This window comes from Corynebacterium macclintockiae (genome assembly GCF_027570165.1).
Lineage (GTDB): Bacteria > Actinomycetota > Actinomycetes > Mycobacteriales > Mycobacteriaceae > Corynebacterium > Corynebacterium macclintockiae.
The window spans coordinates 249,242-269,524 of sequence record NZ_JAKMUV010000003.1 but is presented as its reverse complement, the minus strand read 5'-3'; the positions used below and the strand labels follow the sequence as shown (position 1 = coordinate 269,524).

The following is a 20,283-nucleotide window of genomic DNA, read 5'->3' as shown; positions in this document are numbered from 1 at the left end:
GCTTACTTTTCGATGACGGCCAGGATGTCGCGCTGGCTCAGCAGCAGGTACTCTTCGCCGTTGTACTTCAGCTCGGTGCCGCCGTACTTGGAGAAGACGACGGTGTCGCCCTCCTTAACATCCATCGGGATGCGGTCATCGTCATCTGCCCAGCGGCCGGGGCCTACTGCGATAACGGTTGCCTCCTGCGGCTTCTCCTTTGCGGAGTCCGGGATGACCAGGCCGGATGCGGTGGTCGTCTCTGCCTCGACGATCTGCACGAGAACGCGGTCCTCGAGGGGCTTGATGTTGACGTTAGCCACGATTGAATACCTCCGTGTATTCGAGCTGTAGGGTTTCACTCTTGTGAACTGTTGTGCCGGTTGGTTTTCCAGATACAGCCGTCGTCGCGGGTGAACAACTGTGAGTCAAACAACCTATCTGGCACTCTACCCTCGCAAGTGCTAACGCTCAACAAACCCCCGGCGTTAGATACCCTTCGTCAGGTTAATCACTGCGTCGTGCCAGAGCTGGTAGTCCTTGGCGTTATCTGCCTTGTAATTCTCTACCGCACGAATGCCGTTGTGGATCGACTCGATGTCCTCGTCCGTCAGGTCCGCGCCCTCGTCACCCACGAACAGAACCGGGCCGAGGATCGCGCGGGTCGGGTCGGAGATAAAGGCGGAATCGCCCGTTTCCTGTTCCTTGCGCCCCATGGAAGCCAGTGGGTTCGGCTCCGGGTTTTCAGCCTTACGCGCGTCGGAAGAATAAACAGCAGCAACCGTCAGGCCACTCTCCACGAAAACGACGTGCAGGCGATCCTGTGCACTACCCCCCAGTACGTCGGCGGCCTCCGAAAGTTCGATGTCGAGTTCCTTCGCCTGAAGGTCGGGCGTTACCAGCATGCTGCGTGCCATTGTGAGCTCCTAGATATTTGATGGATACTTGATGAAAGGCTTTCGCTTTTTACATAGGCACCCCACATTTTGCCAGCAAATTAGGGATTGCGCAGGACAGGCTCTTCCACGTCCAGCGAAGGGTCAGTCGGCGTCGATAAACCACTCGGCTCCTCCCCCGCCGCAACGAGTCGCGCGGCCAGTGCCGCAATCATCACGCCATTGTCGGTGCACAGCTTTGCTTGCGGAATCTTTAGTTCGACGCCCACTTCTCCGCACCTTTCGGCCGCCACCTCACGCAGGCGTTTATTCGCGGAAACACCTCCGCCGAGCAGCATCACGCGGGCATTCTTATCCTCGCAGGCGCGCAGGGCTTTGGTGACAAGGACGTCCACCACTGCCTCCTGGAAGGAAGCGCACACGTCTTCGATGGGAATGGTTGCACCCTCCCGATCCGCAGTTTCCACGTATCGGGCAACGGCGGTCTTAAGGCCGGAGAACGAGAAGTCGTAGCGTGAATCCTGTTGTCGCATCATTCCGCGGGGAAACGCAATGGCCTGCGGGTTGCCCTGGGAGGCCAGACGGTCGATGACCGGCCCGCCGGGGTACCCCAGTCCCAGCAGTCGGGCGACCTTGTCGTAGGCCTCGCCGGCGGCATCGTCCAGCGTGCTGCCGAGTTCCTCCATCGGCGCGCCCGCGCCAGTGACATGCAGAATCTGTGTGTGCCCGCCACTAACTAGCAGGGCAATGGCGTTGCTGAGGTCTCTGTCAGTGCCGGTGCTGGCGCCGGCTCCCTCTGCGACATCCTCTGCGAGAGTTCCGACAGCCACATGCCCGCCCAGGTGGTTCACTCCGTAGAACGGCACCTCCCACGCCAAGGCGTAAGCCTTCGCGGCCGCCGCGCCGACCAGCAACGCTCCGGCCAGGCCGGGGCCCACCGTCGCGGCCACCACGTCCGGGATGCGGAAACCGGGGACGCGCTCGCGTGCCTCCGCCAAGGCGGCCCGCATGGTCGGCTGCATTGCTTCGAGGTGCGCGCGGGAGGCGATCTCCGGGACCACTCCGCCGAAGCGGGCGTGCTGCTCCATCGAAGAGGCCACCTGGTTGGCAATGATCTCTAGCTGCGCTGCGTCACCATCATCAGTGACAGTGCTAGCGACGATCCCCACGCCGGTCTCATCGCAGGAGCTCTCGATGCCCATGATGTAGCGCGGCCGATCCCGGTCACCGTCCTCTGAGGCTTTGGCTTCTGAGGCTGGGGTGGCGTCATCAATAGAACCAGGGCGCACCATGGTGAAGGCATCGGCACCAGAGGGCTGGTAGTAGGCCTTGCGCGTGCCCTCGATGGTGAAGCCGTAGCGTTCGTATAGGCCGACGGCGGGCTGATTGTCGGTGCGCACCTCAAGGAATACCGGGGCGCTCAGGCGATCGGCGACAGCGATGAGCGGATCCATCAGAAGCTTGGACAGGCCACTGCCCTGGAATTCGGGGAGGAGGCCGATGGTGTGGATCTCCCCTTCCGGATCCTGGGCGGGGCCGCCGACGGCGAGAATGGCATAGCCGACCAGCTGAGGTTCGTTCGCGGGATCGGTGACTTCCAGACCGAGGCAGTGGGTGTGCGGCGCGGCGATCTCGCTGGCAAAGGCCTCCGCGGACCAGGGGGAATCCTCGGGGAAGAGGACTTTCTCTATGTCCGCGCAGGCGGGTGCGTCGGTGGGCGCAAGCAGGCGGACCCGGGCAGCTTGGCCATTGGCCTTCCTATCTACACCGGCGATGTCAGGGTCGACTGCGTAGGCGCTGTTCTGACCCGCTTCTTCCTCTTGAACGCCCAACTCCTGCACGCGGGAGAAGTCCAGCGCCTTAGAAATCGCCTTTGCTTTTGGCTCCTGTGCATCCGGGCGGCGCAGGTAGAGCGCGCGGAGTGCGGGCGCGTCGGCCAACAATCCCGGAACGGAACCGAGGGATTCCAGTGCCGCAAGCACTAGCCCCCGAGGCGTGGGATGGGCATCCAGGCTCTCCACCTGGCAATTCTGCAGGGACCCGAAAAGCTCCTGCGCCTGGTCCGCGACCGCGGAAGCGCTTAGCACCCGCAAAGGCCAGCGGTCGAGTTCCTGCTGGATATCCCGCACCACGTCGGGAGAGTGAACCGACGCCGGAACCTGCACCTCAGAACACAGCCGCCCTGCCGACCCCGCGAAAAAACTTATACGCGAGTGGTAGAACTCCCGGCGCCGGGCATCGGAGACGATCAGGTAGTCGCCGAAGGCTTTCGATCCGACCTGGGAGGTTGCGTGCTCCCAGGCCGTGGCGGCCGCGCTGGGAATGCCGTGGACGGGGATCGAGAGGGCGTCACCAAAAGCAGCAGCAGTAGCCATACCTACCCGCAGCCCCGTGAATGGCCCCGGGCCGGTGCCCACAACGACGGTGTGCAGGTCGCGAGGGGACAGCTTCGCCTCGGTCAAGCAGGCCTGAATATTGGGCGCGAGGAGCTCCATGTGGCCGCGGACGTTATCCACGAGGCGCTCGGTGAGCACGCGCACCTGGCCGTTCGCGGAGACCTGAACAACACCGCAGGTGACGTAATTGGTGGAGGTATCGACGGCCAGCACGTTAATCATGGGGATATTCTAGGCCGGGGTGCGGGGTGGGCACCAAGCGCACGGGTGGAGCGTCCAGACAGCGGCCCGGAAAAACAAGAAGTCCCCGAGAGGCTCTCGCAGTAAACCTCTCAGGGACTGTGTACGCCTGGCGGGTTGATCAGGCCCTTCAGTGCCAGCGTCTTGTGAAACACCCCTCACGGTGATTCGTCAACTATTTTTACACAGCGCAGGGACAAAAAGCAAGTCTTGCCGAGAGGTTCCATAGATTTTCCTAAGAAATTGCCAGAATACGCCGCGGCGGAATTCAACGCTGCGAGATACAGCACAGCGGAACGCTAGACCCAGCGCCAGGTCACGGTGCGGATTTCGCTGGCAGCATCCGCGGCGCCACTCACGCTACCCCGGTCGATCTGCACATCCAGCACCTTGTCGCTCAAGGGCTCCACCACGCCGCGCCCCCACTCTGCGACCACGACCACGTCGTCGATATCCGCGTCGATGTCCAGGCTCTCCAGTGCATCGAGCACCTCGTTGCGGTCGATGTGACGCCCCGGTTCGATCCCCTCGTCCACATCCGCGCCCAGCAGGCGGTAGGCATCCATGTGCAACAGCCCGACCCCACGCTGCCCGGCGCGGTGCGTCCGCACGATGGTGAACGTCGGCGATTGCACGCGCCCTTTCACCCCCAGACCGGCCGCCAACCCCTGGGTCAGAGTCGTCTTGCCCGCGCCCAACGGACCGGACAGCACCACGACGGTCCCCGCCTCTAGCTGCGCCCCCAGCTGTTCACCCAGGTGCCGCATGTCGTCGGCGGTCGCCACGGTGCGAGAACCATCGCCGGAAAAGTCGGGGCTCCCTCCGCGGAACACCCGTGCGATCCGTGGGCCGCGTGGCATCGTCAGCACCTCGTAGCTGATCGTTCCGGCCAGCTCCGCGAACTCGTCGATGCTTGTTCCGCCTTCGCCGAAGATCACCGCCCAGTCGCCTGGCTGCACGGCGCTGGTCTCCGCCTCTGCGCCGTCCGCCGGCCCCAGCTCCACGACGATCTGATCCATACAGACCCGTCCGATCTGCGGATAAGCCTTCCCGTTGATCGTCACCTGCATCTTGCCGGAGACGCTGCGGGGCAGTCCATCGGCGTAGCCCAGCGCCACCACGGCAGTGCGGGTATCGCGTTGCGCCCGCCACGTGTGGCTGTAGCTCACGCCCTCCCCCTTCGGCACCACGCGAGTCGTTATCACGCGAGCGCGCAGCGTCATCGCCGGTCGTAGCTCTACGCCCGCGCCTGCCGGGTCGATGCCGTATAGTCCGACGCCCGGTCGTACCAACTCATAAGCCAAATCAGGGCGGTTGAGCGTTGCCGGTGTGTTTGCAATGTGATTGCAGGGCACCGACAGACCGTGGTTGCGGCAGAACTCGATGGCCTGCGCGAAGCGAGTGGCCTGCAGATCGTTTGCTTCCGACTGGGGCTCGTCAGCGCTGGCCATGTGGCTCATCACGCCGGTGATATCTACGCAATCTGTGTGGGCCGCCAGCAGCTCCACGGTCTGCTGCCACTCGGCAGGGCTTACCCCGGAGCGGGAAAGGCCGGTATCCACCATGAGGGAGGCGCGCACGGGAGCACTGACCTGCGTTTCCCGTAGCGCCCGCTCGGCCTGCTCCACCAGAGATTTCGCGTGTGCCAGTGAGGGCACGCCAACGGTAATTCCTGCAGCAAAGACGTCCGCCAACTCATCGCCCGGCATCCACATCCACGCGGTGATCGGGGTGGAATGATGGCGCTCCCCCAGGTCATTGAGGATCCCGCGCAGGTGCAATGCCTCCCCTAGCGTGGCCACGCCGAGCTGTTCCACGCCCGCGTCCAACATGGCGGGAGCAACCACATCTACCCCGTGGTTGTAGGCATCGGCCTTCACTACTGCCATCACCCCGGCTGGCGCCGCAGCCTCCTGGAACACGCGCACATTGTGCGCAATGGCATCCAGGTCAACGACTAATTCCGCAAGGTGACGATCCGACATGTTCATAACCTTAGCCACCCCTCCTGGAATCCTAGGAAAAGGGCACGGCAGGGGGCGTCACTAAGAAAGAACCCGCAGCTACTCGACAGTGACGGACTTGGCGAGGTTACGCGGCTTGTCGATGTCCTGGTTGCCGCACTCGCGGGCGATGTCGGCGGCCAGGAACTGCAGCGGCACCGTGGACAGCAGCGGCTGCATCAGCGACGTAGTACCCGGGATCTCCAGCAGCCAGTTGGCGAAGGGGCGCACGGCCTCGTCGCCTTCCTCGGCGATAACGATGGTCTTCGCACCGCGGGCGCGGATCTCCTGAATGTTAGAAACGATCTTGGAGTGCAGCACCGGACGGCCATTCGGGCTGGGCACGACCACGACGACGGGCAAATCGTCCTCGATCAGGGCAATCGGGCCGTGCTTGAGCTCACCGGCGGCGAAGCCCTCGGCGTGGATGTAGGCCAGCTCCTTCAGCTTCAGCGCGCCCTCGAGCGCAACTGGGAAGCCCACGTGGCGCCCCAGGAACAGCATGGTCTTCACCGGGCCGAGTTCCTTCGACAGCTCCAGGATCTGGTCGCGCAGCTCGAGAGTCTTCTCGATCTTCTCGGGGATAGCCTCCAGCGCGTAGTAAATCTCCGCGATTTCGTCGGCGTACTTCGTGCCGCGCGCCTGGGCCAAAGCCAAGCCGACCAGGTAGTTCGCCGCAACCTGCGCCAGGAAAGCCTTCGTGGAAGCCACGCCGATCTCCGGGCCGGCGTGGGTGTACAGCACGGCATCGGATTCGCGTGGGATCTGCGAACCGTTGGTGTTACAGACCGCCAGTACGCGGGCGCCCTGCATCTTCGCGTGACGCACCGCCTCCAGCGTGTCGGCGGTCTCGCCGGACTGGGAAACAGCAACGACGAGGGTGCGCTGGTCCAGAACCGGGTCGCGGTAGCGGAACTCGCTGGCGACCTCGATCTCGACGGGAAGGCGAACCCAGTGCTCGATGGCGTACTTAGCCAGCAGGCCAGAGTGGTAGGCCGAGCCACAAGCGACAACGAAGACCTTTTCTACGCCACGCAGATCCTCATCGGACAGGCGCTGCTCGTCCAGCACGATTCGGCGGCCGTCGAAGTGACCGGCCAGGGTGTCGCGGACGGCAGCGGGCTGCTCGTGGATTTCCTTCATCATGAAGGAATCAAAGCCGTCCTTCTGTGCAGCATCCAGGTCCCAGTCGATGGTGAAGGGCTTGCCTTCTACCGGGTTGCCGTCGAAGTCGTAAATATCGTAGGAGTCGGGGGTGATAACCACCGCGTTATCCTGCCCCAGCTCTACGGCGTTCTTCGTGCGGTCGATAAAGGCTGCAACGTCGGAACCCAGGAACATCTCGCCCTCGCCCACGCCGACGATCAGCGGGGTGGAACGACGACCGGCGACGATGGTGCCCGGGTGATCGTCGTGAACGAACAGCACGGTGAAAGCACCATCGAGTCGGGATAGAACCTTCAGCGCGGAGGCTTGGAAGTCGCCTGCGGTCTCGCCTTCGTTGTAGGCGAGCGCCAGCAGGTGTGCGGCGACTTCGGAGTCGGTTTCGGATTCCAATTCGATGCCGGCGGCTTCGAGTTCTGCACGCAGGGTGGAGAAGTTTTCGATGATGCCGTTGTGGACGATGGCGGCTTTGCCGTCGAAGGAACGGTGCGGGTGCGCGTTGACGTCATTAGGCCGACCGTGGGTTGCCCAGCGGGTATGGCCGATGCAGGCGGTGCCGTGGAAGTCATCGCGACCTACCTCATCGATACGGTCGATGAGGTTTTGCAGTTTGCCTTCCTTCTTTTCGATGTGCAGGGAGTCCTGCTCGACAACTGCGATGCCTGCGGAATCGTATCCGCGATATTCCATTCGCTCCAGCGCGTCCAACCCGATTTGGAGAGCCTCGGAGTTACCTACGTAGCCAACAATTGCACACATGCCTCTGACGATACACAATGGCCACTTGATTTCGGTAAGCTGTGGGGCTGTGGCAGATAAGATTAATAACCTAATTACTCGCTTGGGCAAGCGCGGCCCACACCGCGTGATGGTCGGTGACCTGAACTTCGCCGGAATTCCGGGGCGTGTGTACACCCCCGCCGAGGGCAAGGGAATTCCGGGCATCGCCTTCGGTCACGACTGGCGTGTTGGGGTGCACAGCTACCACGCAACTTTGCGCCACCTGGCAAGTTGGGGCTTCGCCGTAGCCGCGCCGGATACGGAGACCGGCCTGGCGGCCAACCACCGTGGCTTCGCCGCCGACCTGGAGACCGCACTGCAGATCCTGGCCGGTGTGCGCCTCGGCAACGGCAACGTCACGGTACAGCCGAATGATCTGTACCTCGCTGGTCATGGCATGGGCGCCTCGGCTGCCGTGCTGGCTGCGACGGGGCGTAGTCACCGCAGCGAGCTGAAGGGCTACGAAACCGAACCCACCATTGCCGGCGTTATGGCTGTGTACCCTGCGGATACTTCCCCGGATGCAACGGAAGCCGCAAAGTACGTAAAGGCCCCTGGCCTGGTCCTGGAGGCTGGCCGTTTGGGCGAAACCCCGAGGGGCAACGCGAAGCGTATGGCCGCCAACTGGGGCGGTGACGTGGTCTACCGCGAACTGCTGAGCGCTTCTTCCACCAGCTTTAGCGAAAACTACGGCCGCAACTTTGCCTTGGGCTCTGGCCTGCCGCAGTTCAGCCAGCAGGAGCTGGTCCGTGGCCTGCTGACGGGCTTTGTTCTGGCGGAGGATAAGGGCAAGTACAAGTCCTTCCGCGATAGCCACGCGGAGCTGAAGAAGACCCGCATTGCCACCCAGCACGAGCTGTACAAGAACCTGCCCGAGAACGTGGATCTAGAAGAGCGCCTGAGCGAAATCTTCTAGGTTAGTCTCCCCCCGGTTGATGGGTGCATCTACTTGGGACTCCGGACGTAACTAGTCGAAGATCCTTCCGCGCATTCCTTGGGTGCCGTGATTGCCCACCTGGCGGGATTCCCCAACCTGATCTACCTTCGCTCCCCGCCGCGACTCCTTCGCTTCCTCAAGCTGCCGGGTGCATTCCTTCAGGGTTTCTTCAAACTCTCGCACCGATTCTTCTACTTCTGCCATATATTCATCGACGATGCGCTGGTAGCGCGTCGCTAATTCCTCTTGTCGGTTCACCACTCACCGCTCCTTTCTATTCCGACGCCCACCGCCGCTGCTCCTGCCAGTTCCACAGAGGCACCTTCCATCTCAATCGAAGCAGAACCCGCTGCCGCAACCCAGATATCAGGCTTCCACTGCTGTGATGGCGCGGCAGGCGCAGTGGGCTCTGGGGCTGGTTTGGGTTCTGTCTTCTGCTCTGGGACTGGGGGCTCACAGCGCGGAGGCTCCGGCTGTGGATTCGGCTGTGGATCCGGTTGCGGCGCTGGAGCTGGTTCCGGCTTAGGTGCCGGCTCCGGCGCTGGGGCTGGCTCTGGTTTAGGGGCTGGCTCTGGCTTAGCCTCTGCCTGTTCAGGCTTCGGCTCAGGGGCGGGCTTTTCCTCGCAGACGTGTGCGTGTGCAGGCTTATGCTGGGCTTCCTCGCATTCGTCCTTCTGCACGACTTGTTCAGGTTTCGGGTCTGGTTCCGGCGCGGGCTTCGGCTCGGGAGCTGGTTCCGGTTCCGGCTTGGGTTCTGGCTCCGGTTTCGGGTCCGGTTGCGGCGTTGGATCTGGTTGCGGTGCAGGATCCGACTGCGGCACCGGACATTCCTCAACTGGCGGGGTAAGAAGCTCCGTCACGCAATGGACAAAGTCGCCCCATAGCCTCATTGCCCCCTGCATGTTGATCTGTAGGCAGCCTGCTAGTGGAGGTGGCGCCGGCTGCGCGGGTGGCACCTCCACGCGCGTCTGCTCCGGCATCGATGCGGGTGGAGGCGACGGAACCGGGACTTGCTCTGGTGCAGGCGCGGGACTCGGCGCTGGCGCTGGCACAGGTGTCTGGGCCATCGCCGGACGAGTGACCGTCTGAGGCTCTTCCGCTTGCACTGGCGCCGGAGCCTTTACCGCAGGTGGCTCTGCAGGCTTTTCCGCCGGGGTATCCGCGGGCTTCTCTGCGGGCTGTACTGGCTGCTCGCACCGCGGAGGTTCCTTAGCTTGCTCGGGACACTTCGTTTCCGCAGGGCGCGGATCCTCGCAGACAGGCTTCTTGGAATTGCCGGGTTCGGCGGCGGGCTTTGCATCCTTAATCAACGTGTCCATGGTTTTATTCAGACAGTTGTTACGACTGTGCAGGATGTTCTTCGACAACTTTCCCGCAAGCTTCGCCAGCACTTCCAACAGCGGCTTTCCACCGCCAACCAGGCCGACCCCCAGAAACGCAAAAAGCTCTAGCTTTTCGGCGATCCCCTCGATAGAGCTCACCGCGGTCTCCGAGGATTCCCCCATCACATCGGCAGTATTTCGCACCGCCACGCAACGATCCTGGACGCATCGCTCGTGATCCCGCTGCTCCTTCCCCGCCTTCTCAGTCGCCTTCCCCGGCCGACCATCCCCCAAGCCACGGAAGCTATCTTTCGCGTCTTTCTCCGCTTCGCCTCCCGGCGCTTGTCGCTTGCTGTTGCTCGCCGGCCCTAGCGACACTCTGATCGCTTCGGGATTCATGCCATTGGTAAATGACGCCGCAGCTTTCGCCTCCTCCACCGGTGCACCGAAGCGGGCCATCACATCAAGCGCAGCGTTCAGACGTATATCCAACGAAGCCGTCATGCCCACACGCTCCCTTCACCCAAGCGTGTGGAGTTATCCTGATCCGCGTCCCCCACGCGGCCAGCTAACCCGACAAGATCTTCCCCCGCTTTGACCATGCGCTCGGCATGGCTGATGCGCACCGAATGCCCCTGATCCACAAGGGAAAGAAATTCTTGAGCCTTTTCTTGCAGCCCCGCGCCAAAAATAGCGGCAGAAACTTGAGGGCGGTTTCCACCCAGATGGGATACCCAGCTTTCCTGTTCGCCCCGCACCTTCGCTGCTCTGTCCGCAGCGACCAGCGGATCCACTTGTAACTCTTCCACGACCTTTTATTCCCCCTTTGATCCTTCCGCACAGTTAGACCGTGCGGAAGCACAAAAGGTTCACGGAAGATTCCCAACATCGTGGGCAGGCTTAAACCTCCGCCACAACAGCCGCTAGCTTGCCGGCGATACGACGCGCCGTCCCAGGATCAGCAGCTTCCACCATCACACGAAACAGCTCTTCAGTGCCAGAGGGGCGCAGCAGCACACGGCCTGCATCGCCCAGATCCTCTTCTGCCTTCGCGATGGCCTCCACCACCCGCTCGTCGTCGGCGATGACGGATTTATCCGCCACCGGCACGTTGATCAGCGTCTGCGGCAGCACCGTCATGATCTTCGCCAGCTCGGACAAGGGCTTACCCGTCTGCGCCATGCGCGCCATCAAGGTCAGTCCGGTCAGGGTGCCGTCGCCGGTGGTTGCGTGCTCAGAGATAATGACGTGCCCCGACTGCTCGCCGCCCAGCGAAAGATCAGAGGCCAACAGCTCGGCCAGCACGTAGCGGTCGCCGACCTGGGTTTCCAGGACCTTGATTCCGTTTGCCCGCATGGCCAGCTTCAGCCCTAGGTTGGACATCACAGTGGCCACGAGGGTGTTCTGCTTAAGCTCTCCGTTTTCCTTCATCGCCAGCGCAATGATGGCCATGATCTGGTCGCCATCCACCACGTTGCCCTCGGAATCGACGGCCAGGCAACGGTCCGCATCGCCATCGTGTGCCAGCCCCAGGTCCGCCTGGTGCTCCAGGACGGCCTTCTGCAGCACGTCAATGTGGGTAGAGCCCACACCATCGTTGATGTTGAAGCTATTCGGGCGGCTGTGAATAGCCACGACGTCTGCTCCGGCCTGGCGATACGCTTCCGGTGCGGCGGTCGATGCCGCTCCATTGGCACAGTCCACCACCACGCGGATGCCATCCAGTGGGTGATTAATGGCCGTGCCCACGTGCGCCAGGTAGCGTTCCAGCGCATCGTGGGACTCGTCAAGGATGCGTCCGATTGCGGCACCAGTTGGTCCGGATTCGGGCAGCTCCAGCATCGTGGCCTCGATGGCGTCTTCCACATCATCCTGCAGCTTGCGCCCACCAGCCGCAAAGAACTTAATGCCGTTATCTGGCATTGGGTTGTGGGAGGCGGAGATCATCACGCCCATGTCGGCACCGAAATCATCGGTGAGGAAGGCTACGGCCGGCGTCGGGATCACGCCGACGTCCAGCACATCCACGCCCTGCGAGGCCATGCCTGCCGACAGCGCAGCCATCAGCATCTCCCCCGATACGCGCGGATCGCGGCCGACCACGGCGGTGGGGCGGCGCCCGCCCACTTCCTCCTTGGATACCAACACGCGTGCGGCGGCAGCACCCAGCTTCATCGCCAACGGCGCAGTCAGCTTCTTGTTCGCCAGGCCGCGCACACCATCAGTTCCGAACAATTTACCCATGGGGCGAAATGTTACCCGGTCAACCCCCTGACACTATGCCTGCCACTCCCGGACTTAGAAAAAGAGGCCTGAAGAAAAGGATAGAAAGCGCGACAAAAAGGGAAACCCCCTCGCCCCAGCCGACATGTTGTACGGCTGGAATGAGGGGGCGTCGCCACCAAAAAAGGAAGGAGGCGATTTAACGCTTGGAGTACTGCGGGGCACGACGCGCCTTGTGCAGACCGGCCTTCTTGCGCTCCACTGCACGAGCGTCGCGGGTCAGGAAGCCAGCGCGCTTCAGCTCAGTGCGCTCGGCCGGGTTGTACTTGTTCAGTGCACGGGCGATAGCCAGGCGGAAAGCACCAGCCTGACCGGAGGGGCCGCCACCGTTCAGGTTTGCGTGGATGTCGAACTGGTTCTCGCGGTCCAGCAGAACCAGCGGAGCCTTGATCAGCTGCTGGTGCAGCTTGTTCGGGAAGTAGTCCTCCAGGGTGCGGCCGTTGCAAACGAACTCGCCAGAGCCCGGAACCATGCGGACGCGGACGACAGCTTCCTTACGACGACCAACGGTCTGGATGGGGCCTTCGTACAGAACCGGCTCAGCAGCAACCTGCTCAGCGTCGTCCTCGGAAGCGACGGAGTCACCGATGGTGGCAACGAACTCTTCGTTCACTGCATCGGCAGCGGTGTACTCGCCCTCGTAGTTGTCCTCGACGGCAACGTTCTGCTCGTCGGTTACGTTCTCGTTGTACTCGGTCATTACTGTGCCACCTGCTTGATCTCGTAGGTCTCAGGCTTCTGGGCCTCGAAAGTGTGCTCCGGGCCAGCGAAGACGCGGAGCTTCTTGATGGACGCGCGGGACAGCTTGTTGTGCGGCATCATGCCCTTCACTGCCTCCTCGATAACGCGCTCCGGGTGCAGCTCCAGGGAACGACCCAGGGACATGGTCTTCAGACCACCCGGGTAGCCGGAGTGACGGTAGCGCATCTCGCGCTCGCGCTTGTTGGAGGAAACGTGAACCTTGTCGGCGTTGATGATGATGACGTTGTCGCCGCAGTCAACGTTGGGTGCGTAGTAAGGCTTCTTCTTGCCGCGCAGCAGGTCAGCTGCGGTAACAGCAAGACGACCCAGCACCACATCGGTGGCGTCGATGACGTACCACTTACGGGTAATGTCACCGCTCTTCGGGTGGAAAGTAGTCACAGTGGACTCCTAAAAGTCTTGATCTTGGAACTGCCAGCCAGATGAACACTTAAAGCTGAATACTTGAGCGCTTCTGCGGCGGCCGGTTGTGACCCGCAGAAATGCATGAACCCGAAACCTTTCGAGCGGCATGCACACAACCCTTGGGAATTTACTACAGTCCGGCACGAACACCAAAAATCCCCGTCTCCCCTTCCTCGATGGGAAGGTGCGGAGCCAGGGATCGCGCGGTTGTCGGGAGTTGAGGTTTTTAGGAGTTGACGCCGCCGTCTACGTCGGTGTCGATCTGCTCCTTACGGAGCTCCTCAGTGTGACGCTCGGTCTCGGTGATCTGCTCCTTGTTCAGGGATACCTTCTCCACCGGCACGGTTTCCTTGTTGACAGAGACACGCTCTTCGCTCAGAGTCACGGATGCTTCCTGGCCGCCCTCGTCGATGGAGCCCTTGTAATTAGCAGCCTCGTCTGCGGAAATCGGGGTGCGCTCCACGCGAACCTCTTCGCGGGTGACCGGAACCTCGACGGTCTCAGTGTCGGTGACAACGTACTTACGCAGGCGTGCCTCGCCGGTCTGCACCTTATCCTTCTGAACGTTCAAACGCTCTTCGGAGCGGATGATCTCGCCCTCGTTGTTTACGGCAGCCTCGCGGCTAGCGGCGGTGTTAGCAGCATCGCCGGTCTGTGCAGCGTCGCGCTCGGTAGCGCCGGAGTTAGCTCCCGCAACACCAGCGCCAGCACCCGCAACACCAGCGCCAGCAGCGCCAACACCATCTGCGGCGCTACCACCGGCAGCCTCGTGGCGCTCCAGGGTGCTGCGCTCTTCGCCGGTGCCCTGCTGACCAGCGGTGTCGCCGTAGCGGGTGGTGTCTTCGACATTGTCCAGCCCGTAGTGGCGGTAGATCTCGTTCTGCTGCTCCGGGGTCAGCGCCTGGTCAGCGTCGAAGTCCGGCGCGTCCTTCACACGATCCTTTGCGAAGGCCAGGTTCAGGTTCTCGCCGTCGAACTTGTGGCCGCGCATCGGAACCAGGCTGGAGTTCATGCCGAACAGGCCGTGGTTGACCTCAACGAAAGTCGGCTGGCCGGACTGGTCATCAACGAAGATTTCCTTCACGCTGCCCAGCTTGTCGCCGGCGTTGTCGTAAGCGGTTGCCTTGAACAGATCCTTGATGTCGTTGCTCATTAGCTAATAAATCCTTTCGCCAAGTCGGTACGCAATACGGGTTAGGTTTTGCTTGGTGAGTACCAACATTTGGGAGTTACATAGTGGTGTGACTTCAGCGTGGTGATCGCTGATTGTCTTTCTGTTTCCCGTACATCGACGACGCTACGTATGGATTTATTGACTTTTCAACCAACATCGGCGCAAACGACCTGCTGAAGCAGATTTCATCAACGAACCGCCAGCTCAATCCCCAGGGTTAAGATTCCATTACGTTTCCGATCAACCCGGCTTCACTGTCGCTACCCACGCGTGACCGCGTCAGAAAAGAAAGCGTTCAGCTCTCCCCGAAACTGCTCGGGGAGGGCTGAACGCTCTGACGGAGAAAAACAGCGAACCGAAGCTCTTACAAGTGTTTAGGCCCAGCTGTTTGCAGCGTTGGTGTTGATTTCGTTCATACGATCATTCGCCTGGCGAACCGTGCGGGAGATCTGCCCCAACACATCGTTGATCTCCTGCGCGGAATCGTCCCACTTCTTCTGCGCAGCCTGGTAGCTGTCGGAAGCAGCGCCTTCCCATTCATTCACCATGGGCTGCAGGTCTCGCTTCAGATCGCCGAGCAGACCATTGATCGTGGAATTGCCACGGTTAATATCGTCCGCGGCATTACTGATCTGTGCAAAGTTGTACTGAATCATCTTCTATCCCCTTCTTCTCTTCTTGGCCTTCTCTTGTTCCTAGACGTTGAACGTCGAAGCATTGTCTGCGTCGGTGCTATCGAAGTCACCGGCGTTAGCGCGAATGTTGTCCGCAATGCTCTGCAGCGCTTCATTCAGCTTTCGCGCATTGTCATCCCACCGCTGCATAAGCGAGTGGAACGAAGCCTGTGCCTGGCCCTTCCAGCTACCAGAAACCTCTTCCACTACCCCGCGTAGTCGAGACAGCTCCCCCTGAACCTCGTTCTTCACACGGTCGACGTTCGACGCCGCCTGGTTCATCGTGCTGACATCTGTTCTAAAGCTCATGCTCTAACTCCCCCTCAAAGAATCTGAATGCAAAACCGTTACATGCAAGCACTGATGCGTGCCTTCCATGTCTTCTATGTCGCCGGGTATCCCCTGTTGATGGCGCCATCAAAAGAGTTATACTCACCGGCCCACTTAAAGGTTCACTGCTTCTGGTGAATTTCTTTGTGATCGGCGCCAACGGCTGCGATCGCTACACTTCAGGCGGGCCGCCCTCCACCTTTTCCGGCCGGGCGGTGTTCACGAACTCCTGGCACACCTTTTCCCTTTGCTTATTCCACTGCCGGTACTGGCAGCCCACCGAAATCTGGTGTCCGTCGACGAGCCGCACGTGCCACAACGTGGTCGAGTTCGCATAGGTCTCCTCGTAGCTAACCGGCTGGGTCGATACGACGGTCACTCCATTCGCCTCTACCCGCCCCACGTCATTCAGCGCGTTCAACAGAGCTGCGTCCAGCTCGTTTTGAGTCTTCAGCGGGGTTTGCTTCGCCGCCACCAGCACGCGCATTCCGTCATCGTCACCGACGTACTCTTCCCGCGACCTCGTCGCACCCCCAAGGTGCCAGCCATCTACGTTTACACTGATTGGGATATCCGCACGTCGCGCGCTGTGCTCTGCCACGGTGGCACCGTTCTTGCGAGGCTCGGGGAACGGTTCCCTCGTCGTCACCTCCCCGCCTTGTACATCGGGGCTCTGCACATCAGGGCTCTGTACATCGGAGTTCTGCACTTCCCCACTCTGCACAGCCCCATCGGGGGCTGCGGCTAGATCAGGCTCCTGCGTTGTTCCTTCAGTCGGCTGTGAGTCAAAGACAGTAAACGTCGCAATCACGCCGCCGACGATGAACAGCGCCAAAGCTGCCAAGGCGATCGCAAGCCTCCGGCTCTCCTTATCCTCCTCATCCCATTCATCTCGTTCCTCTCGTTCCCCTCGCACATCCCGCTCCTCGAGTGTTCGGGCATCCGCCTCTGCATCGGATTCTTCCGCTGGCTCCGCCGGTAACACCGCTTCCGAAGTCCGTGCTAGACCCAGGTGTTCCAATTGCTGCTCCGCTACCGCCAACTCACTGGCCACACGCAGCACCGTTTCGTTATCCACCAAGCGCGCCCGGATACCCATGATTCGCAGGTAGCGCACCACCTCCACGGCGAAGGATCCCGTCACCAGCACGTCGACTGCCCGGAGCCCTATTCCCCAGGGGAAATACACGCGTGGCTCCGGCGGATTCACCGCCACCACGTCCGGATAGTCTTTGCGCTGCTCCAACACTTCGCTTACCAGTTCAAAGAGTTCCGACAGCCGCCCCAGGCTCAAACCCGACCGCTGAAACTCGACATCCGGCACCCCTTCGGAGCCCGATGTCGTGCTGTACAGCAGGTACTCGGGATGCTGTGTCTGCGCATCTCCGGCCACCACGAACCCTGTGGAAAGGTCCGTGACGGTCATCCCACTGACCAACACACCCGATTCTTGCAAGGACAGCGATTCCGCCAACAGCCCCCGGGAATCACCCAGCCTCTGATCCATCCTCATACTCTTCCCCCAATTGATTTTCTCGCGGACAGGCACTCGTCCACGTCAGCCTTCATCAGCAATCTCCGCCACATGCACGTCCCAGGTTTCCTTGTGAACGTAGGCGGCGCGCCCCTGTGGGCGTCGTACTAAACGAACCCCGGCAATCGGCCCATCCTCACGCGGCGCAGAAAACAGCAACCAGGCGCTCTGGTCGCGCAAGGCCTGCATCAGCGGTTGATACGCAGCGCGGGCAAACTGCCCCGACCGGCGACCAAGCACCACATGTAAGCCGATATCCGCAGCGTAGGGCAGCAAAGGAACCAGCTGGTCGAGCCCCGGATCAGCATCCGCATCGTCGACAATGACGAAGAGTTCCGGCCCGGACCACCAGCTTTTCTCGCGCAACTGCTGGGGTGCCACGTCGCTGCCCGGAATGCGTGCCCGCAGCGTATCGACCCAACCCGCCAGGTCAGCACGGAAGTCCTCCGGGACGCGGTAACCCGCCACTCCCAGAAGGCCCCGGCGCGTATCCGTGACCAAAAACTCCGGGGGCTCACCACTGTGGCTCTGGCTTTCGGCGACGGACTGCATCACCGCACGCAACGCCGTGGTCACACCGCTGCCGGCCTGGCCAATCGCCACCAGGTGCGGGAACGTGGCGTGCTCCCAGCGCACCGGATCCAGGCGTGGCCCGCCGATGGCGAAGGCCTGCGGATCGGCCAACTCTTCCCACCCGATGCGCTCCGGCAGCACCCGCATGGATAGCTCGGGCTCGCCGCGTTTCACGCTTTCCATGCGCACGTGCTCGATGTCCTGTGCGTTGGAGTTAGCAAACTGTACATGCTTACCGCGGGCCGACACGCCCCTGCCCGGCACGTCAGGCAGGGACTTCTGGGCATCGCGGAAGTGGGCATCCAGCGGGGTCATCCGCAGTTCCAGCTGCCCAGTCAGCACGTCCCGCAGCGAAGGGCGGAAGTTCCACCGCAGGGCTGTGACCACCACGTGCAAACCGCGCTCCAGGCCGGTAGTGGCCAGGCGAATGAGTCGTTGTTCCTCTTCGCCTGTGCCCCCGTTGACCGCACCTACCTGATCCAGGCCATCGATAATCAGCAGGCGCTGCCCCTCCGTCTGTTCCATCTCGTCGAACAGCCGAGCCAGGCCGTCCGGCCCCACAACCGCCGCGACCTGCGGCAAGCGTGCCAGATCCCGCAGGCCGCCGCCCGGGTCGAAAATGTACACCGGCCACCCCGGGGAACTTAAGACCCACCCCAGCACCAGACTGCGCACCGCCGTTGTCTTACCTGTCCGTGGCTGGCCGACGATCGCCCAGTGCTTGCGCCGCAGATCGATATCCAACGGCACCTGCAGCCCCTCGAACGGCAGATCCTCCAAACCGATGCGGGCCACGCCCGGCGCGCGGGATTCCATGATGTCGCTAGCAGGCAGGTCTTCTGGCAAAGGTGGCAGCCACACCGGGTTCTTGTTCGGCCCCTCCAGCCGGTCGATGACCATCTGCATGGTAGTCGTTTCCGCTTCCACTGTGGCTCCTAGCTCGCGCACTAGACGCTGGTCGCGAGGCAATTCTGGCCCAGAGACATAGGCCGAGTGGAAGCGCACCTTGTCGCCCGCGGAAAGGATCGCTGCGCCGGGCGTGGTGGGCAGTTCGTAGGCCTCGGTAGTGCCGATCAGTGCGCGGGATTCGGAGGCGGAGAACGTGCGCAGCGCAATGCGGTAGCTCAGGTGCGATTCCAGGCCGCGCAGTCGCCCCTCCTCCAGCCGCTGCGTTGCCAGCAGCAGGTGCATCCGCAGGCTTCGCCCCAGCCGACCGATCGCGGCAAATACCTCGGCGAACTCAGGTCGGGCGTGCAGCAACTCGGAGAACTCGTCCACCACGATAAAAAGCGCGGGCATCTGTCCGGGGTAGGCGCGGTTGTATTCGGCCGCCGTGGTCAGGCCTGCGGCGCGTAGTCTTTCTTGACGCCGATGCATCTCCCCCAGCAGACTATCCTGCATTCGATCGACAAGCCCCGCCTCCTCAGCCAAGTTGGTGATCAGCGCGGACGTATGGGGCAAACGATCCATTCCCAGGAAGCTGGCGCCGCCTTTGAAGTCCACGAGCACGAAGTTCAGCTCCTCCGGGCTGTGTTGATGGGCGAAGCTGATCACCACGCTCTTCAACAATTCCGATTTGCCGCTGCCGGTAGCGCCCACGCAAAGGCCGTGCGGGCCAATGCCTCCTAGGGCTGATTCTTTGATGTCCAGATACACCGGCGCACCGGAGAACCCGATCGGCGCACGCAAGTCCCCACCCGGCAGTTCCAACAGTGACGTGCTGGATTTCACGGTGGACCGGGCGCGGCAGATCTGCGCCAGCTCTACCTCACTGAGCTGATCGGCCACCCCGAAAGGCACCCAGCCGTCAACGGTCCAAGCGCTCAGCAAGTACCCGCCATCGGCATCGTCCACCTGCAATAACAGGCCATTCCCCTTAGCGTTTTCCACCCACTCATCACTTGGTTCCGTGACCACCGCCCCGGCGATCACCGGGCTATCGCCAGTACAAAAGTGCGCCTTGCGGGGCCCGTCATGCGGTAACCACTGCTCGAAGGGGCCGGTGATTCCGATGATGTCCGGATCCTGCATTGCCAGCTGTGCCTGCATCGCATGGGCCAGGCCAGGCGCACCTTCGCCGAGTAGCACGATGCAGTGGAAACTAGCTAGATCCACCGACACTGGGGCTTCGATAGTTGCGTAGCGCAGGGCCACCTCGCGCAGGCTCATGGCGCTGACTGGTTCTAGGTCCTCTGGCGGCGCGTTGACCGGCACCTCCAGCGGGTCATCTGGGGTCTGCACTGCGGTACCGATACGCACCACTCCCGGCTTGGCGGTGACGTCGGTTCCCGTATGCACATGCGTCCACAGCGATTGCGGGTGCGGGTGGGCCGCCAGCATGGTCTGCAGTTGTTCGTCGTGGCTGCGCTGCACGCTGTCCTTCAGCGCGTCGATATGGCGGTGAAAGGAGCGCCGAGTCTCATCGATGTTGGCCCCTGGCTGGAACATCATCGCCATACTCCCCAGCATCATCAGCGGAAAGATGAAGCTGATGGGGTTACGCCCAGACCCGGACAGCACCATGGCGGCGATCATTCCCACCACCGCGATCAACATCACGGCGGGCATGAGCAACCTGATGAAAGGCTGTTTGTCTTTAGGCAGCGTCGGTGGCGCCTGTGTCTGCATGATGGAGAAATCCCCCAATTTCCTTCTAGTCCCCAGGGACATCCCGTGTTATCCCCATCCAACCCCCTGGATGTGGTTTTAGATTCTAAGCCTTCCCCGGATCTACCGCAGGACAAGCGCAATCTCTGTGCCTCGGCTACTATCTGTGCCGTGTAAGCCACACGGGCGAGGATCCAAGGGGGGATGCTCGCCGACCAACAGCG

Annotated in this window: 17 protein-coding genes; 1 reads left to right on the top strand and 16 read right to left on the bottom strand. The window is 61.9% G+C overall.

Annotated features, from left to right (window positions below):
- Positions 1 to 2: 2 nt before the first annotated feature.
- The 5 genes from groES to glmS all read right to left on the bottom strand — a co-directional run bounded on the left by groES (position 3) and on the right by glmS (position 7,437).
- The gene (gene groES, locus L8U58_RS04705) at positions 3 to 302 is read right to left on the bottom strand and encodes a co-chaperone GroES (RefSeq protein ID WP_013889160.1); all 300 of its coding nucleotides are present in this window, start codon (positions 300 to 302) and stop codon (positions 3 to 5) included.
- 165 nt (positions 303 to 467) lie between these two features.
- Positions 468 to 896 (bottom strand): hypothetical protein, encoded by a 429-nt coding sequence (locus tag L8U58_RS04700; protein WP_034971136.1) that lies wholly within the window; start codon positions 894 to 896, stop codon positions 468 to 470.
- Between the two features lie 80 nt (positions 897 to 976).
- Complete coding sequence (gene tsaD / locus L8U58_RS04695) at positions 977 to 3,493, bottom strand: tRNA (adenosine(37)-N6)-threonylcarbamoyltransferase complex transferase subunit TsaD (protein WP_034976965.1); 2,517 nt, start codon at positions 3,491 to 3,493, stop codon at positions 977 to 979.
- A 317-nt stretch (positions 3,494 to 3,810) separates the two neighbouring features.
- Positions 3,811 to 5,496 (bottom strand): alanine racemase, encoded by a 1,686-nt coding sequence (gene alr, locus L8U58_RS04690; protein WP_269954789.1) that lies wholly within the window; start codon positions 5,494 to 5,496, stop codon positions 3,811 to 3,813.
- Positions 5,497 to 5,574: 78 nt separating this feature from the next.
- A complete protein-coding gene (gene glmS, locus L8U58_RS04685) occupies positions 5,575 to 7,437 on the bottom strand; it encodes a glutamine--fructose-6-phosphate transaminase (isomerizing) (protein WP_269954788.1) in 1,863 nt (620 codons plus the stop codon).
- A 61-nt stretch (positions 7,438 to 7,498) separates the two neighbouring features.
- Between glmS and L8U58_RS04680 the strand changes: the two genes are divergently transcribed.
- Positions 7,499 to 8,374, top strand: a complete 876-nt coding sequence (locus L8U58_RS04680) for a dienelactone hydrolase family protein (protein ID WP_269954811.1) — start codon at positions 7,499 to 7,501, stop codon at positions 8,372 to 8,374.
- A 51-nt stretch (positions 8,375 to 8,425) separates the two neighbouring features.
- Here the strand turns inward: L8U58_RS04680 and L8U58_RS04675 are convergent, their stop codons facing one another.
- The 11 genes from L8U58_RS04675 to L8U58_RS04625 form a co-directional block, all read right to left on the bottom strand.
- Entirely contained in the window at positions 8,426 to 8,653 is a 228-nt protein-coding gene (locus L8U58_RS04675) for a hypothetical protein (protein ID WP_269954787.1), read from the bottom strand.
- On the bottom strand, positions 8,650 to 10,221 hold the full coding sequence (locus L8U58_RS04670; protein WP_269954786.1) for a PspC-like choline-binding domain-containing protein: 1,572 nt from the start codon (positions 10,219 to 10,221) through the stop codon (positions 8,650 to 8,652). The genes L8U58_RS04675 and L8U58_RS04670 overlap by 4 nt, the downstream gene beginning before the upstream one ends.
- Positions 10,218 to 10,526, bottom strand: coding sequence for a hypothetical protein (locus tag L8U58_RS04665; protein WP_034971124.1), 309 nt, complete (start codon positions 10,524 to 10,526; stop codon positions 10,218 to 10,220). The genes L8U58_RS04670 and L8U58_RS04665 overlap by 4 nt, the downstream gene beginning before the upstream one ends.
- A gap of 91 nt (positions 10,527 to 10,617) precedes the next feature.
- Positions 10,618 to 11,961: a phosphoglucosamine mutase gene (gene glmM, locus L8U58_RS04660; protein WP_070552186.1), complete on the bottom strand. Its 1,344-nt coding sequence runs from the start codon at positions 11,959 to 11,961 to the stop codon at positions 10,618 to 10,620.
- A 178-nt stretch (positions 11,962 to 12,139) separates the two neighbouring features.
- Positions 12,140 to 12,700, bottom strand: coding sequence for a 30S ribosomal protein S9 (rpsI, locus tag L8U58_RS04655; protein ID WP_034971122.1), 561 nt, complete (start codon positions 12,698 to 12,700; stop codon positions 12,140 to 12,142).
- Positions 12,700 to 13,143, bottom strand: a complete 444-nt coding sequence (gene rplM / locus L8U58_RS04650) for a 50S ribosomal protein L13 (RefSeq protein WP_034971121.1) — start codon at positions 13,141 to 13,143, stop codon at positions 12,700 to 12,702. The genes rpsI and rplM overlap by 1 nt, the downstream gene beginning before the upstream one ends.
- A gap of 250 nt (positions 13,144 to 13,393) precedes the next feature.
- Entirely contained in the window at positions 13,394 to 14,320 is a 927-nt protein-coding gene (locus L8U58_RS04645) for a PRC and DUF2382 domain-containing protein (protein WP_269954785.1), read from the bottom strand.
- 395 nt (positions 14,321 to 14,715) lie between these two features.
- Entirely contained in the window at positions 14,716 to 14,997 is a 282-nt protein-coding gene (locus L8U58_RS04640; RefSeq protein ID WP_034971118.1) for a WXG100 family type VII secretion target, read from the bottom strand.
- Between the two features lie 39 nt (positions 14,998 to 15,036).
- Positions 15,037 to 15,324, bottom strand: coding sequence for a WXG100 family type VII secretion target (locus tag L8U58_RS04635; RefSeq protein ID WP_034980294.1), 288 nt, complete (start codon positions 15,322 to 15,324; stop codon positions 15,037 to 15,039).
- A gap of 193 nt (positions 15,325 to 15,517) precedes the next feature.
- Entirely contained in the window at positions 15,518 to 16,852 is a 1,335-nt protein-coding gene (locus tag L8U58_RS04630; RefSeq protein ID WP_269954784.1) for a type VII secretion-associated protein, read from the bottom strand.
- Between the two features lie 51 nt (positions 16,853 to 16,903).
- Positions 16,904 to 20,080, bottom strand: coding sequence for an FtsK/SpoIIIE domain-containing protein (locus L8U58_RS04625; protein ID WP_269954783.1), 3,177 nt, complete (start codon positions 20,078 to 20,080; stop codon positions 16,904 to 16,906).
- Positions 20,081 to 20,283: the final 203 nt, after the last annotated feature.

Bases quoted from the DNA above. Each gene is read 5' to 3' on its own strand.
- L8U58_RS04635 (WP_034980294.1), bottom strand. From the start codon at position 15,324: ATGAGCTTTAGAACAGATGTCAGCACGATGAACCAGGCGGCGTCGAAC.
- L8U58_RS04670 (WP_269954786.1), bottom strand. From the start codon at position 10,221: ATGACGGCTTCGTTGGATATACGTCTGAACGCTGCGCTTGATGTGATG.
- L8U58_RS04700 (WP_034971136.1), bottom strand. From the start codon at position 896: ATGGCACGCAGCATGCTGGTAACGCCCGACCTTCAGGCGAAGGAACTC.
- tsaD (WP_034976965.1), bottom strand. From the start codon at position 3,493: ATGATTAACGTGCTGGCCGTCGATACCTCCACCAATTACGTCACCTGC.
- glmM (WP_070552186.1), bottom strand. From the start codon at position 11,961: ATGGGTAAATTGTTCGGAACTGATGGTGTGCGCGGCCTGGCGAACAAG.
- glmS (WP_269954788.1), bottom strand. From the start codon at position 7,437: ATGTGTGCAATTGTTGGCTACGTAGGTAACTCCGAGGCTCTCCAAATC.
- L8U58_RS04640 (WP_034971118.1), bottom strand. From the start codon at position 14,997: ATGATTCAGTACAACTTTGCACAGATCAGTAATGCCGCGGACGATATT.
- L8U58_RS04630 (WP_269954784.1), bottom strand. From the start codon at position 16,852: ATGGATCAGAGGCTGGGTGATTCCCGGGGGCTGTTGGCGGAATCGCTG.
- rpsI (WP_034971122.1), bottom strand. From the start codon at position 12,700: ATGACCGAGTACAACGAGAACGTAACCGACGAGCAGAACGTTGCCGTC.
- L8U58_RS04645 (WP_269954785.1), bottom strand. From the start codon at position 14,320: ATGAGCAACGACATCAAGGATCTGTTCAAGGCAACCGCTTACGACAAC.
- alr (WP_269954789.1), bottom strand. From the start codon at position 5,496: ATGTCGGATCGTCACCTTGCGGAATTAGTCGTTGACCTGGATGCCATT.
- L8U58_RS04625 (WP_269954783.1), bottom strand. From the start codon at position 20,080: ATGCAGACACAGGCGCCACCGACGCTGCCTAAAGACAAACAGCCTTTC.